The organism is Pleomorphomonas sp. PLEO, from assembly GCF_041320595.1.
Lineage (GTDB): Bacteria > Pseudomonadota > Alphaproteobacteria > Rhizobiales > Pleomorphomonadaceae > Pleomorphomonas.
In genome coordinates this window covers 2,832,501-2,848,586 of record NZ_CP166625.1, presented here as the reverse complement: position 1 = coordinate 2,848,586, position 16,086 = coordinate 2,832,501, and the positions used below count along the sequence as shown (strand labels likewise).

Annotated in this window: 13 protein-coding genes and 1 tRNA gene; 6 read left to right on the top strand and 8 right to left on the bottom strand. The window is 62.2% G+C overall.

Features of this window, described 5'->3' with window-relative positions; all coding sequences use genetic code 11:
- Window positions 1–8: 8 nt before the first annotated feature.
- Together AB6N07_RS13220 and mprF are read right to left on the bottom strand one after the other, a co-directional pair.
- The gene (locus AB6N07_RS13220; RefSeq protein ID WP_370673558.1) at window positions 9–1,427 is read right to left on the bottom strand and encodes an AcvB/VirJ family lysyl-phosphatidylglycerol hydrolase; all 1,419 of its coding nucleotides are present in this window, start codon (window positions 1,425–1,427) and stop codon (window positions 9–11) included.
- Complete coding sequence (gene mprF, locus AB6N07_RS13215; protein WP_370673557.1) at window positions 1,424–4,018, bottom strand: bifunctional lysylphosphatidylglycerol flippase/synthetase MprF; 2,595 nt, start codon at window positions 4,016–4,018, stop codon at window positions 1,424–1,426. The genes AB6N07_RS13220 and mprF overlap by 4 nt, the downstream gene beginning before the upstream one ends.
- 180 nt (window positions 4,019–4,198) lie before the next feature.
- On the opposite strand from mprF, the gene AB6N07_RS13210 reads away from it, so the two are divergent.
- The 3 genes from AB6N07_RS13210 (at window position 4,199) to AB6N07_RS13200 (ending at window position 6,159) form a co-directional block, all read left to right on the top strand.
- Entirely contained in the window at window positions 4,199–4,966 is a 768-nt protein-coding gene (locus tag AB6N07_RS13210) for a competence/damage-inducible protein A (protein WP_370673556.1), read from the top strand.
- A 61-nt stretch (window positions 4,967–5,027) separates the two neighbouring features.
- On the top strand, window positions 5,028–5,549 hold the full coding sequence (gpt, locus tag AB6N07_RS13205; RefSeq protein ID WP_370673555.1) for a xanthine phosphoribosyltransferase: 522 nt from the start codon (window positions 5,028–5,030) through the stop codon (window positions 5,547–5,549).
- Between the two features lie 214 nt (window positions 5,550–5,763).
- Window positions 5,764–6,159 (top strand): septal ring lytic transglycosylase RlpA family protein, encoded by a 396-nt coding sequence (locus AB6N07_RS13200; protein ID WP_370673554.1) that lies wholly within the window; start codon window positions 5,764–5,766, stop codon window positions 6,157–6,159.
- 160 nt (window positions 6,160–6,319) lie between these two features.
- Here the strand turns inward: AB6N07_RS13200 and AB6N07_RS13195 are convergent, their stop codons facing one another.
- From AB6N07_RS13195 to AB6N07_RS13175, 5 genes are all read right to left on the bottom strand, one after another.
- A complete protein-coding gene (locus AB6N07_RS13195; protein WP_370673553.1) occupies window positions 6,320–7,228 on the bottom strand; it encodes a sugar phosphate isomerase/epimerase family protein in 909 nt (302 codons plus the stop codon).
- A gap of 248 nt (window positions 7,229–7,476) precedes the next feature.
- Window positions 7,477–8,307, bottom strand: a complete 831-nt coding sequence (locus tag AB6N07_RS13190) for an ABC transporter permease (protein ID WP_370673552.1) — start codon at window positions 8,305–8,307, stop codon at window positions 7,477–7,479.
- Window positions 8,304–9,158: an ABC transporter permease gene (locus AB6N07_RS13185; protein WP_370673551.1), complete on the bottom strand. Its 855-nt coding sequence runs from the start codon at window positions 9,156–9,158 to the stop codon at window positions 8,304–8,306. The genes AB6N07_RS13190 and AB6N07_RS13185 overlap by 4 nt, the downstream gene beginning before the upstream one ends.
- Window positions 9,155–10,222, bottom strand: a complete 1,068-nt coding sequence (locus tag AB6N07_RS13180; RefSeq protein ID WP_370673550.1) for an ABC transporter ATP-binding protein — start codon at window positions 10,220–10,222, stop codon at window positions 9,155–9,157. Before AB6N07_RS13180 ends, AB6N07_RS13185 begins: the two co-directional genes overlap by 4 nt.
- 23 nt (window positions 10,223–10,245) lie before the next feature.
- Window positions 10,246–11,493, bottom strand: coding sequence for an ABC transporter substrate-binding protein (locus AB6N07_RS13175; RefSeq protein WP_370673549.1), 1,248 nt, complete (start codon window positions 11,491–11,493; stop codon window positions 10,246–10,248).
- Between the two features lie 233 nt (window positions 11,494–11,726).
- Here AB6N07_RS13175 and AB6N07_RS13170 point away from each other — a divergent pair, with 233 nt between their 5' ends.
- Window positions 11,727–12,797: an ROK family protein gene (locus tag AB6N07_RS13170; protein WP_370673548.1), complete on the top strand. Its 1,071-nt coding sequence runs from the start codon at window positions 11,727–11,729 to the stop codon at window positions 12,795–12,797.
- Window positions 12,798–12,885: 88 nt separating this feature from the next.
- On the opposite strand, the gene AB6N07_RS13165 is transcribed toward AB6N07_RS13170, so the two are convergent.
- On the bottom strand, window positions 12,886–14,364 hold the full coding sequence (locus tag AB6N07_RS13165) for a carotenoid oxygenase family protein (RefSeq protein WP_370673547.1): 1,479 nt from the start codon (window positions 14,362–14,364) through the stop codon (window positions 12,886–12,888).
- A gap of 296 nt (window positions 14,365–14,660) precedes the next feature.
- Here AB6N07_RS13165 and AB6N07_RS13160 point away from each other — a divergent pair, with 296 nt between their 5' ends.
- Both AB6N07_RS13160 and AB6N07_RS13155 read left to right on the top strand, forming a co-directional pair.
- Window positions 14,661–15,371 carry a TetR/AcrR family transcriptional regulator gene (locus AB6N07_RS13160; protein ID WP_370673546.1) on the top strand — a complete coding sequence of 237 codons (711 nt, stop codon included), beginning with the start codon at window positions 14,661–14,663 and terminating at the stop codon, window positions 15,369–15,371.
- A 161-nt stretch (window positions 15,372–15,532) separates the two neighbouring features.
- A tRNA-Leu gene (locus AB6N07_RS13155) sits at window positions 15,533–15,617 on the top strand.
- Window positions 15,618–16,086: the final 469 nt, after the last annotated feature.

Below are 16,086 nucleotides of genomic sequence, written 5' to 3'. Positions count from 1 at the left end.
CGGCTTCGTCAAGGCGTTGCCTGTGCCTCCACGGCGGTCGACGCGGTGTCCTGCGGAACAAGGCGATCGAGAATGTCCTTGGCGACCGGCTTGTAGTCGTCGTTGAAGTGATGACCGCCGGGATGGACGATCAGGCTGAAGCCCTTGTCTTTCGGCAGGCGTGTGCAAGCCGTCTCATCGTCCTCGCTGCCATAGATGCACTGCACCTTGGCCGGCTCGATTTTCTCGAGGTCCGGAAGCGTCGACGGTCCGTTGGGGTCGGTCTTGCCGCCAAGGATACCTGAGACCTGAATTTCGAACTGCCGCGCACCGGTGAAGGCGAGCAACGAGACGAGATTGACGCTGGCCTTGTGGTCGGCGGGCAGCGCTTGATAGATGGCCGGCAGCGCATCGGCGCCGAAGGAATAGCCGACGAGCGCCACCTTGTGGACGTTCCACTTCTTCGTGTAGGCGTCGATCACCTTGGCAAGGTCGTCGGCGGCGTCGGCCGGGTCGATATCGTTCCAGAAATAGCGTAGCGAGTCGATGCCGACCACAGGCACGCCGGCCTTGGCCAGATAGCCGCCGATCTCGGCGTCGATGTCGCGCCAACCGCCATCGCCAGAATAGATGATGACCATGGTGTCGTGCGTCGCCGTGGCCGGCACCAGGGTGATCGGAATACCGGCCAGCGGCGATCCGTTGTCTTCCTTGCTCACCAACTGCTCGAGCACCGCGCCGTCCAGCGTCCGGCTGGCGACTTTCACGCTCTTGGCCGTGGCAATGCCAAAGCCTGATCCGACCAGTTCATCGACATGCGAGGCCCCGGTTGGGTCGGCGTCGCGGGTCAGATAAACGTCGATCGGGTCGGGAAGGTGCCCCTTCTGAAGCTCATAGACCCAGCCGTTGCCGTCCGCCGCTTTGGCGTGCTTGGCGTCGCTGCACAGCTCCTTGCGCAGCGGCAGCGCCGCGCGCGGATCGACGGCGATCGTGCGGCCGATCGTGGCATCCGGCGATTGGGCGGCCAGCGCCAGGGCGAAGGTGCCGCCGAGATCGCTGCCGACAATCAACGGCGAATGATAGCTGTCGACATCCAGCACCCGCTGAATGTCCTGGCTGACCTGCTCGACGTCGGAGACGAAGTAGACGCAGTCATCGGGGAGCTTTTCCGCTTTGGCGAACGTGGCCGGCGTATCGATACCGACGACGATCGCGCCCTTTGCCGCATAGCGGCGGGCCGTCACGCGATCCCAAAAACCGTAGCCACCGGCGCTCGACAGCAAATAGACGATGCCAGTCGGCTCTTTGCGCGGTGCGATCACCTCGGCGATACCGAGAGTGTCCGTCTTTTCGACCGGCAGGCTGGGGAAAAGATAGATAAATGCGCTCGTCGCTATACCGGCCGCCAAAAGGAGGCCGGTCATGACGAACAGTATCAGTCGCTTCATTTGGAAACGGCTCCCTTGAGACCGCCGGAGATGACAAAGGTCACATCGGCTAGCGCCAGCAGCGGATTGAGCCCGCCGGCCACTGCCATGTAGCGCTGCCGCCAGACCGGATCGAACTTGGTCTTGAAGGCACGCAGACCGTGGAAATTGTAGAAGGCATTACCGTGCTCGAAGGCGGCGCGACCGAGCTTGTGCCAGAGCGGCGCCATCGGGCTGTCGGATAGACCGGCCAGTGGCGCCATGCCAAGGCTGAAGGTGGCATAACCGGCCGCCTTGAAGTGCAACAGCACGCGGGTGAACAACAGTTCCATGGTGCCGTTGGGCGACTTGGGCGTAAACCGCATCAGGTCGATCGCTGCCTCCCGGCCATCGCCGGAGATCATCAGCGTCGCGAAGGCGAAGATGCGCCCTGCCTTTTTCAGCACCGCGACCGGCTGCGATACGATGTAGTCCGGTTCGAAGGCGCCCATCGAGAAGGCCTTTTCCCGAGCCTTACGGGCTTCCAGCCAACTCGTCGAAACAGTGGCGAGCTCATCGAGAATAGCCGGCACACCCTCCGGCGGCACCACCTCGAAGACGACGCCGTCACGCTCGGCCTTGTTGATGGCATTGCGCAAGTTGCCGCGCCGCGTACCCTTGATATCGAAAGCGGCGAGATCGACGACCGCCTCTTCGCCCAACTTGAAGGCGGACAGGCCGGCATCGGCATAAAGAGAGAGGCTCTCGGCCGGTACCTGATAGAAAACGGCCCGGCCGCCGTGCGCGCGAGCTGTCTCGATGAACCGCCAGATGAGTTCGCGCCGGCCGACGTCCGCGCCAACCGGATCGCCCAGCGAGATCCAGGAGCGGCCGCGCTTGACGTACATCAGGAAGGTGTCGCCCTCGTCGGAGAAGATCAGGTTCTTGTCGCCCATCCGCACGAGGTTCGCATAGGCGTGACCGGTGCCGGCCAGGACGGCGACGGCGCGGGTGAGGTCGTCGGCGCTCAACGGCTCTATGCGACCGGACGGCGGCCGGATCAGAAGCCATGAGGCCACGACGGCCGTCGCCAGCCCTATGCCGATGGCGGCGCGCAGCGAGCGCGGCGCGGCCGCCGACATCTCGAACTGCCACCAGAGATCGTGGCTATACGGCACTTCCTTATAGACGAAAAACAGGATGCCAGCGGCAAGCGCCAAAACCGAGGTGATGCATACCCACCAGGCCGGGCTGAGCCGGTCATGCAGCAGCGAAGCCGGCCGCGTGTAGAGATGCCGGCTGGAGACCAGCCCAACGATCAGAATCGCAAAAAGCACCGCCTCACCGATCGCCAGTGCTTTGAGGACTGCGAAGGGAATGGACATTGCGGTCAGCGTCAGCGCCAGCCACCAGGCACCATCGAGCCGGTGAACAAGCCCGCGACCGGCAACGATCATGAAGACGCCGAGCACTGATCCAACGAAATGCGCGCCTTCGACCAGCGGTAGCGGAATAAAAGCATACATCAGGTCGAGGCGGGTGTCGGCCGGAGGCGTGACGCCGGAGAACACCAGCATGGCGCCGAGCACGATGGCAAGCGTGCCGAGAACGATCGGCGTAATGCCGGACACGGCGGCCGTCAGCGCCGGGCTCGCCACGGTGGCCCGCCGAGCCTCGCTGACGATCATCGCCGCCACCGCCACGACAAGCGGGACCACGTAGTAGATGACGCGATAGAGCAGCAGCGCCGAGATGACGCCGTCGATCGGCAGCCGCGTGCCGAGCGCACCGACGACGATGGTTTCAAAAATGCCGACGCCACCCGGCAAGTGACTGAGCACGCCGGCGCCGATCGCCACCGAAAATACGGCGAGCACCGTCGGGAAGGAGACATCGCCGTCCGGCAGCAGCACATAAAGCACGGCAGCGGCGCAGGCGACGTCCACCGACGTCGCAACCAGCTGCGAAACGATATCCCGCACGTTCGGCAGCGCCACGGCACGGCCGAACACCGTCACCGAGCCGCGACGCATAGCGGAAAACAGCAGCACCGCCCCGACGCCCGCCAGCATCAAGAGGCCGATACCGCGCACCGTGGCACCGGGCATGCCGATCAGCGCGGCGAGGTCCGGCCCGGAAATGGTCAGCCCCATGCCGGCCACAAAGGTAAGGCCAAAGCCAAAGGCGGCGGCCACATAGGCGACCACTTTGGCAATCGCTTCGGGCTCCAGGCCAAAAGGCGAATAGAAGCGGTAACGGACGGACCCGCCGGTCAGCGGGCCAAAGCCGGCGATGTTGCCAACGGCGTAGGCACAGAAGCTTGCCAGCGCCACCAACCGGTAGGGCAATTTTGCCCCGGCGAAGTGAAGCGCATGCACGTCATAGATGGAAAGGGCCAGGAAACTGCCGCTGGTGAACAGCAGAGCAAGACCGACCCGCGACCAGGAGGTGTCCTCGATGGCCGTGATGAGGTCATCGTAGACCACGGTCGACAACAGGCGCGACAGCGCCAGCACCGACAGACCGACGATCAGCAGCGCGACAACAGCGACAATGACCGGCTTCAGCCGGGCAAGGCGGCCGGGCTGATCGGAAGAAACCTCCGGAGGCTCCGTTGGAACTGCAGCGAGCATAATCAACCTGGAAAAGTAAAAGCTGGGCGAATGCCCTACTAGGGGCGCCTTATGTTGCGCGATTGCGTCAATCAAACGGCGGGCGACCAAGGCGATCTTTAATTCCGCGTAATGTTGGCGATTGTTTCAGGATCGGGAATCCTCGAAAACAGAGCGATGATTCCAAAGGCTTGCAAATCCATGATAGCTCAATCCCCCAGCGCCGCCGTCCTAATCATTGGCGACGAGATTCTTTCCGGCCGTACCCGCGACAGCAATTCCGGCCACATCGCCGCCTTTCTGACCGAAATCGGCGTCGACCTCAAGGAAATCCGCGTTGTCCCCGACGAAGAAGACCGTATCGTAGCAGCACTCGATGCACTCCGGGCGGCCTATACGTATGTCTTCACCACCGGAGGCATCGGGCCGACTCACGACGACATCACCGCCGACGCGGTGGCCAAGGCGTTCGGCGTCGCCGTAGAGTATCATCCCGACGCTGTCGATATCCTGCGGCAGCACTATGTCGCCCCGGAGGAACTCACCGAGGCACGGATGCGGATGGCCCGCATCCCTGTTGGCGCGACTCTCATCGACAACCCCGTCTCCAAGGCACCGGGCTTCCATATCGGCAACGTGTTCGTCATGGCTGGCGTGCCGAAGATCATGCAGGCCATGCTGCTCGGCATCGAGAAGGAACTCGAAGGCGGCGTGCCCGTGCAATCGATCACTGTCGACTGCCCGTTCGGCGAAGGCGTCATCGGCACCGCGCTCGGCGAGGTGGCCAAAGCGCATCCGCTCGTTTCCATCGGCAGCTACCCGATCCTCGCCGCTCGCAACTTCTCGACCAAGCTGGTGATCCGCTCGCGCGAACCATCGGCACTCGCCGCGGCCAAAATGGCGGTCGAAGCCATGCTGGCGACCATCGCCCACGACAAAGCCGGGGATAGCACTCTCACCGACTATTGAAATCCGCGCCAATCGGGCATTTGAGAAAGCCCGACGCTTGATCACGATGAGGATCGCCACCATGTCCCCGCAAGACGCCCAGCCGCTCGCTCCCAAGGCGTTCCCGGTTTCCTGGGACCAGTTCCACCGCGATGCCCGAGCGCTCGCCTGGCGGCTCGCTGGCCTTGGCGAATGGAAGGCCATCGTCTGCATCACCCGCGGCGGCCTGGTGCCGGCGGCTATCGTGGCGCGCGAGCTCAACATCCGCATCATCGAGACGGTCGGCATCGCCTCCTACCACGACTATACCTCGCAAGGTGAGCTGCAGATCATCAAACAGGTAAGCCGGGACGTCATCGACCTTGAAGGTGGCGAGGGCGCCAGTGTCCTGATCATCGACGACCTCGTCGACACCGGCAAGACGGCCCGTATCGTCCGCGACATGCTGCCGAAAGCGCATTTCGCCACCGTCTACGCCAAGCCAAAGGGCCGCCCGCTGGTCGATACCTTCATCACCGAGGTCAGCCAGGATACGTGGATCTACTTCCCCTGGGACCTGGGTTTTGCCTTCCAGCCGCCCATTTCCAGGCAGGGAAACGATTAAACCGCTAAAATTTCGTGCACCTTGTAAACGTTTGATTCGTTAGACTTTAGGCTGGATTGACCGATCTACGGTTGTCCGGCCTAAAAACGCTTGGCCCGATTCTCGCCGCATTTTTCCCTGTTCTGAGCCTCCGTCGCTGATCGCCGGTAACCACCGGTGGTCCCTATGGAGGCTCGTCCGCGCTGCCAACGCGGGTTGGAACAGGATTGACTGCATGCATTTCAAAACAAGCGCCACAAGCGCTTTTTTCACGGCCGCCCTAGCGGTCGCGTTTTTTCACCAGGCGGCGCCGGCTCAGGCACAATGCGGTAAGGCGTCTTGGTACGCCGAACGTGGACGCACTGCGAGCGGTGAACCCATGAGGCCAGGGGCCCATACTGCCGCCCACCGTACCTTACCTTTCGGGACCCTCGTCGAGGTCCAGAACCTGAGAAACGGCCGCACCGTGGTGGTGCGCATCAATGATCGGGGTCCGTTTGCCAAGGGTCGCGTGATCGACCTGGCGCGCGGCGCGGCCAATGAAATCGGCATGGTCGGCTCAGGAACAGCCAGCGTCCGTCTGTCGGTCGTCGATGAAAAGGGCATGCGTGCCCCGGCGATGTGCGGCTGAGACAGCCTGCCCATAGAGAACGGCGCTCCGGTCTTCCCAAGACGGAGCGTCGTCCCTCTTCAGTCTGCTCTGTCCGACCGACCACCCTGCCGATCGACGATCTCGCCGAGCAGACGTTACTCGACCTTGTCGTGCCGAAAGCCATTGGCGGCGCTCGGCATCACCTCACCCGCGCACGCAATGCCAAGCGGCGGGTCTCGCGGACGGCTTCGTCCAGTGCATGCCACCGATGCTTGTTCAGTTCGATATTGAAGATCGTTTCCTTGGGAAAATCGGCAAGAGTGACGATGTCATCGAACGGCAGGTTGCCCCAGCCAACCGGCAGATGCAGGTCGCCGACACCGAGGCCCAGCGCCTCCTGCTGGGTGTGAACCGGGATGTTGTTGGTGCGCCCGAAGCTGTCGTGAATGTGGACATGCTTGGCGAGTGGAATAAGCGGCGCGACCTCTTCCATCAGGTCAAGTCCGACGCTGTCGCAGTGCAGTGCCGCGTGGCTGATGTCGAGGCAGGCCCTTATGTGCGAGTGGTCAAGTTCGCGCAGTTCGGCCGCCAGCTCCGAGGCCGAAGCCGTGAGGCGATTGCCCTTTTCGGCAAAGATATTTTCCACGCAGACGATGACACCGGCCGCCCGAGCCTCGTCTGCCAGCATCAGAAGCGTTTCGCATTCCTGGGCGCGCAACCGTTCGATCTGAGGCTTGGCGAGAGTGGGCGCGCAGAAACCGGTGTGCACGACCATATGCTCGCAAGCAAGTTCCGAGGCGATCGTCAGATGCGCCCTTGCCAGGTTCTGATGGAGCTTGAGATAGACGGGATCGCACATGAAGTTGATGCCGATGGCGGCATGAGCGCTATAGGCGAACGGACGCCCGCTCACCGCCCGACGCAGTTCCTCAAGGCGAGCCGGCATGACGCGACCGTCAATCACCAGTTCCATCCACAACAGCGGTAGCTCGACGGTGTCGGTCCCCACCTCTTCGAGGCGATCCAGGCTTTCGATGATCGTCGAAGGCAGGCCATTGGCGGATTCGGCGGAAGCCCCGACCCGGATGGCGGCAGCGGTGTTTGGCATGGTCTCTTCCATTGCATGAGGTTGGATCGGCAGCGTCCACGAGAAGCCCTCGTCGGATGGACTGCCCACTGGGGGTCGATGGGAGGCGGGCCCGAGGGCCGGCTCAGTGCCTGACTCGAAATTCGCTGGGGCGAGGCAGCTGGCGACGGCTTCGAGAACCGGAGCGGAGCGAACTCCCTGTTCGTGAGCACCGGAAGCGCAGAAGACTAAGCCAGATGCCCGCCCCAGTAGAGTTCCGGGCCAGGCGCTCAGAGCTTGCCCATGCCGGCGGCCATAACGTCATCGCGCATGATGCGGCTGGTCAGCATGAAGATCAGGAAAACTGGCAACAACAGGATGAGGCAGACGACCGAGGCCACCGGCACCACCAGCCCCGCGCCGGACAGATTGATGTAAAGCCGGGTTGTCAGCGTATGGACAATGGGAGCGCCGACGATGAAGGTCCGCTCGAACTCCTCGAAGCTGCCGATGAAGGACAAAAGACCGGCGGCCAGCATGGCCGGAACGCTGAGCGGGATGAGAATATGGCGGACCACCGCGATGCGGTTGGCCCCCAGTGTCCGCGCCGCCGCGATGAGATCGGAGGGTATGGCCTCAAAACCGCTCGCCAGAATGCGGATGGTCATCGGCAGCACACCGGCCACCTGAATGATGATGACGCCAAGCATGGTGTAGGCGAGATCGAGCTTGAGAAACACGCGCCCCAGCCCCACCGCCACGACAATGCCCGGCACGATGAGGGGCGCGAGGACGAAAATCTCCACCACCTTCTTCAGCGCGAATTCGTAACGCGCCAGCGCCCAGGCCGTCGGCATGGCGATGATCATCGTGGCGAAGGTGACGACGACCGTAATCACCAGACTGTTGATCGCCGCCGACTTCAGCGACGGATCGCTCAGGAACATGAGCCAGTGACGCGCGGTATAGCCATCCGGCAGCAGGCTCGGCGGAAACCAGCCGTCCGACACCGACCACAGCACGATGATGCCGAGCGGCAGGCCGAGCATCAGGAGGACACAGAACAGCGCGGCAAACGACAGCAGAAGGCCGCGCGAGCGGAGGGAGTGAATCAGCATCATCTTGAATTTGCCGCCTTGCCTGCGCCGAAGGCCGCGGCCGTCAGCGTGTAGTAGGCAGCCAGCACGACGAAGGCTGCCAGGATCAGCACGGTTCCCATGGCATAGATCGCCATCCAGTCACCCTCGCGATAGGAATCGTACATCAGGATCGACAGCGGCAACGGATAGGCGGGGCCCAGCAGACTGGGGGCCGCGAAATTGCCCAACGACTTGACGAAACAAAGCAATGTAGCGGCGGTAATACCCGGCATGGCGAGCGGAAGCTGCACCGCCCAGAAGGCACGTAGCCGTGTAGCACCAAGGCTGCGCGCCGCACTCACCGTATCGCTTGGAATGGCGCCGAACGCACCGGCGATGATCAGCGTCATGAACGGCACGTCTTTCCAGAGCGTTGCCAGGATGACGCCGATACCGAAGGGATCGCGGACGATCTTGCCGATGCTCCAGCCGCCCAGCATCAGCAGACGGTCTACGAAACCGCCCTGCTCGAATAGCGTCAGAACCAGGAAGGCAGCCACGATCGCCGGCACGGCGAGCGGCAACTTATAAAGCCCGTTCAATAGCTTGCGACCGATAAAGCTCTTTTGCAGCAATAGCGCCAAGGGGATGGCGACGAACAGCGTCAGCATGGTCGGCGCGATCGCGTAGTAGAGCGACATCATCAGGCCCTTGCGGTATTTCGCCTGAGCGAAAATGTCCGAAAGCGGCATCAGCGTGAAGCCGGGACCATCGGCGCCGAGACCGAACGCCCCCACCACCGCCCAGAACAGCGGCAGGCCGAAGGTCGCCAAGAGAACGCCGATCCCGGGCAACAGGAGCAGGAAAAGGTGAAGCCGATCGCTGCGCATCATTGCGCCTCCACGGCCGCGCCGGTCAGCCCCGGCAGCTCCGCCGCCAGAAGAGAGACGGGCGTATCGACGGTCACCGACACGCGCGTCCCTTCGGCAAACGGGGCGGTGCTGCCGTGGCGAGCCCGCAGCAGGCGATCGCCGATGCGAACGGTGTAGTGAACATCCGCGCCCATGAAGGTTGCCGCAGTGACGACCCCGGGGCCAGCGGGATCGGCGGCCAGCGTAAGGCACTCCGGCCGCAACGAAATCTCACCGCACCCTTGCGATTTTTCGACAAGGGCGACCGATCCACCCCAGGGCAGATGCGCCTGGCTGCCATCCACCTTCACGGGAACGATGTTGGTATGGCCGAAGAACAGCGCGGTGAACCGCTGGCGCGGCCGCATGTACAGCGAACGCGGCGCGCCACTTTCCACCACCTGACCATCCTTCATGACGATGATCCGGTCGGACATGCTCATCGCCTCGCTCTGGTCATGCGTGACGTAGAGCGTTGTCGACCCGGTCCGCCGATGGAGCGCCATCAGCTCTTCGCGCAGGGTTTCCCTGAGCTTGGCATCCAGATTGGAGAGAGGTTCGTCGAGCAGCAGCAGTGCCGGCTGGACCACCAGCGCGCGCGCCAACGCGACACGCTGTTGCTGGCCACCTGAGAGTTGGCGCGGCGAGCGCGTGACGAGAGTTTCGAGACCGCAAATGGCGACCACCTGGGCGAAACGGCGCTTGCGCTCCTCCTTCGGCACTCGCTTCATCTTCAGCCCGAACAGGATGTTGTCGGCAACGCTCATGTGCGGAAACAACGCGTAGGATTGGAAGACGATCGCGATGTCGCGACGCTCTGGCGGCAAGCGGGTAATATCCTTGCCGCGCAGCAGGATCCGCCCTCCACTCGGTTCGGTGATGCCGGTGATGATGCGCAGCAGGGTCGACTTTCCACACCCCGACGGGCCGAGAATGGTGACGAACTCACCTTTCTTCACCGCAAACGAGGTGGGAAGGAGTGCCCGCGTTCCGACAAAGGCCTTGGAAACGTCTGCGACGTCGAGTTCATTCGCCTGTGTCGTCACGGCGGCCACTCCCCCTGTCTTTCTTAGTTCTCGAGAACCTTGGCCGCAAAGGCATCGCGGACAACCTTGGACATGACCGGATTGGGGCTGGAAATCTGCCGTTCCGCGAACATCTTGGTGGGGAGCAGGAACTTCCGCACGTCCGCCGGGATCAAGCTATCGTCAAGACCGGTCTTCGGCGACCGCGAGGCAAAGCCGATCAGCTTCCAGGCCTGATGTTCCGGCGCCAGCATCTCGTCCATGAACAGAAGAGCTGCCGCGAGATTATCGGTATTGGCGGCAATGAACGCACCTTCCGCGCCACCGGTCTGGCCACCCTCGAGGATCGTCACGCGAATGGTATCCGGCAGCTGCTTGCCCTTGATGTAGGAGAAGGTCAGATCCTCCCAGGCGGTGCCGATCGAGGCGACGCCATTGGCCATCAGGTTCAGCGTGTCGGTGTTGCCGTTGGTGATCTGGGCGGTTTTGAGCAGCGTCTTGAAATAGTCCCAGACCGGCGCAAAGCACGGGCTGTCATTGACCAGCGCTTTCGACTGCGCTTCGTTGCTGGTGAGGTCCATGAATTTCCCGACGCATTCGGCGGACATCTTCTGCCTGGCGACCGAGGTCAGGAAACCACTGCCCGAACCGCCACGCAGCGGCGAAGTCACCGCCACCTTTCCCGGATGCTGCTCGGAATAGGCGAGCAGTTCGTCGAAGGTCTTCGGCGCCTCGTTCACCATCGCCGAATTGAAGGCGATCACCGTCTGGTTGGCGTGGAAGGGAACGTAGGCGCCGCCATGGGCGATCCCCCGATAGGTACGGGCATACTTGGGATCGATGTCCGCCGCGTTGGGCAGCAGGTCGACCAGGCGAATGTTGGCGATTTCATTGAGATCGGCCGGCAGATCGGACGAGAAATAGGCATCCATCGGCGACGGCTTGCCTTCCTTGAAGGTCGCATCGAGCTGCGGCAGGCCGACGTTGGACTCCACCGAGTTGAAATTGACCTTGATGCCGTACTTCTTCTCGAAAGACGGGATGACCTGCTGCTGGTAGACGACCAGCGGTGCCGGCGGCCAATAGCTGTAGAAGGTCAGACTGCCCTTTGCCTTGGCGAGCGGCACCAGCGTCTCATAGAAATTGGCGCGGGTGAGCTTGTCGAGCGGCACCGAAGTGTCGGTGACGTTGAATTTTTCGCCAAAAGCCGGAGATGCGACATCGGCGGCAAGAGTGGCCGTCGACATCAGCGCCAGAAGGACGGCGGAGGCGACGAGGGACGTGGAGGACATGACGGGCTCCTTGAGAGACGGACTACGCTCGGATGGCGCCCATGCCTTAACGGCCGTGAGTGACATTTTCTTTACAGAAAGAAAATTAGTGGCGATATTGTTTCCGGTCGTCCGATCCGGCATCACTGAAGCCGGTTCGCCCTCTTTGCCATGGGAATTTCATGCTGCAGCCCAGCTTCTCCTTAGGCCACAATCATCGGCGTATTCTGGAGACATTGCGGCTCTATGGCCCGATGCCGCGCATCGAGATCGCCGATCTCACCGACCTCCAGCCCGCCACTCTGACACGCCTCAGTCAGGACCTGATCGATTGGGGAATGCTGGAAGATGTCGACTTCGAAAGCGTTCTCCAACCCCGCTCTGTCGCCAAGCGCAAGACCCGCCTTCTGCGCCTAAACCGCGACAGACTGCGGATGGCCGGCATCGCCTTCACCGTGGATCGGATTGCTGTTTCTCTCAGTTCCCTGACCGGCGAGGTTATCGCCGAGCGCATGGTGGAGACCGAGATACGCGATCCCGAGGCAGCCGCGACAATGACCGCCGACATCGTTCAGGATCTGCTGGAAGGGGCTGGCGTGGATCGGCGGCAACTGCTGGCCGCCGGCGTCTCGCTGCCGATCAATTTGACGGACAACCAGCAGCGCTTCTTCACGCCGAGCGAATGGCCGCTGTGGCGTGGCAGCAAGCCGCGTCAGATCTTCGAAGAGGCCCTGGGCGTTCCAACCTGGGTTGAAAACGACGGCCACGCGGCAGCGCTTGCCGAAGCCTATTTCGGTGCCGGCGCCCAGATGGAGAATTTCTGCCTGATCTACTTCGGCTACGGTCTTGGTGGGGGCAATATCCTGCATCGTCGCCTGTTTCGCGGCTCGTTCGGAAATGCGGCGGCGTTCGGCGGTCACTTTCCCCAGGATATGCCGCGCCCGACCGGGCGCGACCTGATGCGATATCTGGCTGAGCTCGGCGAAAACCACCGCAGCCTGTTCGACTTGCCCGAGGCACTGGGCACCGACGCGCGCATCGAAGGCTGGCTGCGCCGAGCGACATCGCAGCTCGCTCCGCTCGTCCATCATGCTCAGATGCTGCTTGATTGCGAAGCGATCATCCTGGGAGGCCTGCTGCCCCGCAGCGTGCTGGACGCCCTGGCGGACCAGCTGCGGGCTCTGGTGAGCGGGCATCCGTCCGACACCAAGATCGTCGTTTCGCACATCGACCGGGAGCATTTTCATCTCGGTGCAGGCAGTATCCCGCTCTACGAGGTCAGCGCTCCTCACAAATATCGCGGCCGTGCGGTGAAAGGCGTCTGACTGAGGGACAGCCTCACCGCATGCGATTGAAGCATCGGCCCGATGGACAGCCCCCGGTTCCGGACGGGACGGAGCCGGGGGCTGTGGCTCAGGCGCCCGCCAGCGCGGCCGCCGATGACCAGTTGCCATGCAGCGACATGCGCAGCCGGAACGGGATCTTGATGCGTGCGACTGGCCCCGCCGCCATTTTCAGCGAGTCCAGCACTATGAGCTCGGTATTCGCGCCGTTGAGATGGTTCAGCAGCGCGATCACATAGCCGTCTCCCTCGGGCGCATCCGCCGCGCGCGGTACGAAAATCGGCTCCTGGAAGCATTGCGCGTTGCCGGGATACCAGGCATCGGTCTCGCCGGTCTTCACGTTGATATGGGCCAACTGGTTGAAGAACTGGAACGGCCGCTCACCCAGGCTTTCGTCGAACGGCAGCCTGGGGTCGAAGGCGAGCACGAAGCCATGCTCGTAGGGCTTGCCGGTGAAGCGTTCGTCGCAGCGCGGGAACTCGCAGGGGAAGGCTGTCAGCGGGCGCGGCTGAAGGGCGTGTTCGTCGGCTCGGGAATCGCCCGGCCCGTTGAGATTGAACGTCCAGCGATTGAGCTGCGAACTCAGCGTCTCCGGCAGCGGCACCGAGCCATCGGCCTGCGGGAAGAAATAAAAGACGTTCCCCGAGGTGACCGGCATGTCGACCTGCAACACGCCGTCTTCCTCGAAGGAATTGAGCGTGTGCCCCTGGAATCCGTTCTTCGGGCCGTAGAACCACATCACGTCCTCGGCGCTGCCGTCGCGCGGCAGGACCCCGAAAAGCTGCGGCAGATCCGATTGCCACTGGAAATGCTGCCCGCCCGCCTTCATCCGCTCGACGTCCACGGTCAACGGGATGAGTGGGAAGACGACATGCCGGGCGGTGATGGCGAAGTCGTGGATCATCGCCGCGTAGGGCGCCTTGAACCAAACTTCCTTTTTCAGCTTGCCGCCGGCGTCGATCTCGAAATAGGCGATATCCGGCGTTCCATCGCCCTTCGCTTCATAGGCAAAGCACAGAAGATCGCCATTGTCGGGGTCGACCTTGGGATGGGCGGTAAAGGTGGCCGACTTGATCTGACCGTTGAAATCCCAGATGCCGAGTGTCTCCAGCGTCTCCGGATCGAGTGCATAGGGAAGCGCGTCCTCCTTCATCGCCAGCAGCACGCCGCCGTGGAACAGCACGGTGGTATTGGCCGTCGTGTTGTTCTCCGCCGCCAGAGGATCGTTGGTGTAGACGTTGCGGTAGACGCCGTTGAGAGAACGGCGTTCGCGCCGCTGCGCCGCCAGCCGGTCGGTCTGAACATAGCGCCGACGCAGGCTGACATGGCCATTTTCGAACTTGAACGCGGAAACGAGGCCATCGCCATTGAAGAAAATGTCCTTGCCGAGCATCGGCGGATAATAGGAGTCCGGCGAGACCTGGAAGAAGGTGCCGTTGATTGCCGAGGGCAGCGTGCCCTCGATCTCCAGATCGAAGATCTGCGTCTCGATGCGGCTCGGCTTGTAGAGGCCGGTGAATTCGGGGATTTCGGGGAAGGTCATGCTCATGGTCTTGGCTCCTATGAGTGGTCTGGCGTACGACGTGACAAAGGTCGGAATGGATTGGCGCGCGGCCCCTGCCCCGCGCCGATCCGCTGGTCTGCCGTCAGCTGCTGATCCAGCCCCTGTTCTTCCCCCCACTCGAACATCTGCGACGAAGCGGCAGCCGTGCCGGCTTCGGATCGGCCTTTTGCCGTTCCGCCCGAGGCGTCGTGAGAACGCGCGACACGTTCCTCGCACTGGCTTGGCCTAGACGCGTCGTTCACGAAGGGGGACTCCATAACTGAACGGTACCGTTTAGGTATATGTCCGTACTTTCCTGGATGTCAATATTTCTATACGGTATCGTTCAGTTAAATTTTTCGTGTGCCGACGAGGCGCGCGGCATGGCCTGGCGAGAGAGGCGACCGACAATGCGAAGGAAGACCGAGGATCGGCGGCTGGGCTTTGTCAGGGCGGCCGGAAAGCTATTTATCGAACGAGGATTTGGCGCCGTTTCCATGGAAGCCGTCGCCGCCGAGGCGGGTGCCTCCAAGGTCACGCTCTATGGCTACTTCCCCAGCAAGGAAGCGCTGTTCGAAGCCTTCGTGAACCTGGCGGGCGAAGGTGGGCTGGAAGAGATGGAGGCCGCCAAGGCGGGCGGCGACCTCAGAGAAACCCTCCGCCAGCTTGGCACGGCCTATCTCGACCTAGTGACCCGGCCGGATGTCGTCGAGGCGAACCGCCTGATCATGGGCGAGGCCGGACGGCAGCCCCAGCTGAGCCGGATATTTTATGAGAACGGTCCGCGTAAGACGTTGATCGTCATTTGCGAAACAATCGGATCGCTGATGGAAAGGGATCTATTAAGGCGCGCCGATGCTCGGCAGACAGGGCTGTATTTCAAGTCACTGTGCGAGGCCGGGCTCGTGGAACGCCAGCTATGGGGCCTCGACGGGGTGCCCCATGAGCAAACCCGACAGGTCGCGGTGGAGGACGCGATCAACGTGTTTCTCGCCGCCTTCGGCACCAGATAGCCAGCCGCGCCAGCCCCCCGATCACCATCCGAAATCTTCAGTTCGGAAACGATGGGCTGTTGCCTAGATCGTCCAATAGGCCGCCTTGGCCGCAAGCCGATCACAAGTTTTGGGCGCGTGGCTTGCCGCGATTTTGCGAAACATATAAAGCCAGACTCAACGCGGACGTGGCGAAACTGGTAGACGCAAGGGACTTAAAATCCCTCGGCTTAGGTCATGCGGGTTCGAGCCCCGCCGTCCGCACCAAGCCCCTGCAGGACCGCGCTCGCCCTCCCGAAAGAAAGATACCGTCGCCATGCCAACGTGAGCGGCAAGCGGAAGAGCCTGAAGAATCGAAAATGAGGGCAGTTAAGGATGGGCAGCGCTGCGTTGTTCGGTGAAAATATCACCTATGTGGTTGATTCATTTGAATCATAAACCTTACGCAAAAATGCGGTTTCCGACCGTGCGGATCCGCGCAAAATAACTTCATATGTAAAGCAATCTTGATCACCAAATGCGACCGGGTTGGCTCTTGCTGGCTCGGTCTTTTGCTAGGTGGGAATGCCACCGCTGTGCTTCAGTTTCTCAGTTTTCTTTGATCTGGGAGAACTTTCTCCGGCCCTTCTTATGAACGCCCGCGCCCCGCTGGCATCGCATCTTCACGCGTCTGGCAAGATGACACCGGTTGGCAAGTAAACCGTTTATATCGCTCCTCCAAGGACTTAAACGTTTT

Bases quoted from the DNA above. Each gene is read 5' to 3' on its own strand.
- AB6N07_RS13160 (WP_370673546.1), top strand. From the start codon at position 14,661: ATGTCCGTACTTTCCTGGATGTCAATATTTCTATACGGTATCGTTCAG.
- AB6N07_RS13165 (WP_370673547.1), bottom strand. From the start codon at position 14,364: ATGAGCATGACCTTCCCCGAAATCCCCGAATTCACCGGCCTCTACAAG.
- AB6N07_RS13195 (WP_370673553.1), bottom strand. From the start codon at position 7,228: ATGCCAAACACCGCTGCCGCCATCCGGGTCGGGGCTTCCGCCGAATCC.
- AB6N07_RS13190 (WP_370673552.1), bottom strand. From the start codon at position 8,307: ATGATGCTGATTCACTCCCTCCGCTCGCGCGGCCTTCTGCTGTCGTTT.
- AB6N07_RS13210 (WP_370673556.1), top strand. From the start codon at position 4,199: ATGATAGCTCAATCCCCCAGCGCCGCCGTCCTAATCATTGGCGACGAG.
- AB6N07_RS13200 (WP_370673554.1), top strand. From the start codon at position 5,764: ATGCATTTCAAAACAAGCGCCACAAGCGCTTTTTTCACGGCCGCCCTA.
- AB6N07_RS13220 (WP_370673558.1), bottom strand. From the start codon at position 1,427: ATGAAGCGACTGATACTGTTCGTCATGACCGGCCTCCTTTTGGCGGCC.
- gpt (WP_370673555.1), top strand. From the start codon at position 5,028: ATGTCCCCGCAAGACGCCCAGCCGCTCGCTCCCAAGGCGTTCCCGGTT.
- mprF (WP_370673557.1), bottom strand. From the start codon at position 4,018: ATGCTCGCTGCAGTTCCAACGGAGCCTCCGGAGGTTTCTTCCGATCAG.
- AB6N07_RS13170 (WP_370673548.1), top strand. From the start codon at position 11,727: ATGCCGCGCATCGAGATCGCCGATCTCACCGACCTCCAGCCCGCCACT.
- AB6N07_RS13185 (WP_370673551.1), bottom strand. From the start codon at position 9,158: ATGATGCGCAGCGATCGGCTTCACCTTTTCCTGCTCCTGTTGCCCGGG.
- AB6N07_RS13175 (WP_370673549.1), bottom strand. From the start codon at position 11,493: ATGTCCTCCACGTCCCTCGTCGCCTCCGCCGTCCTTCTGGCGCTGATG.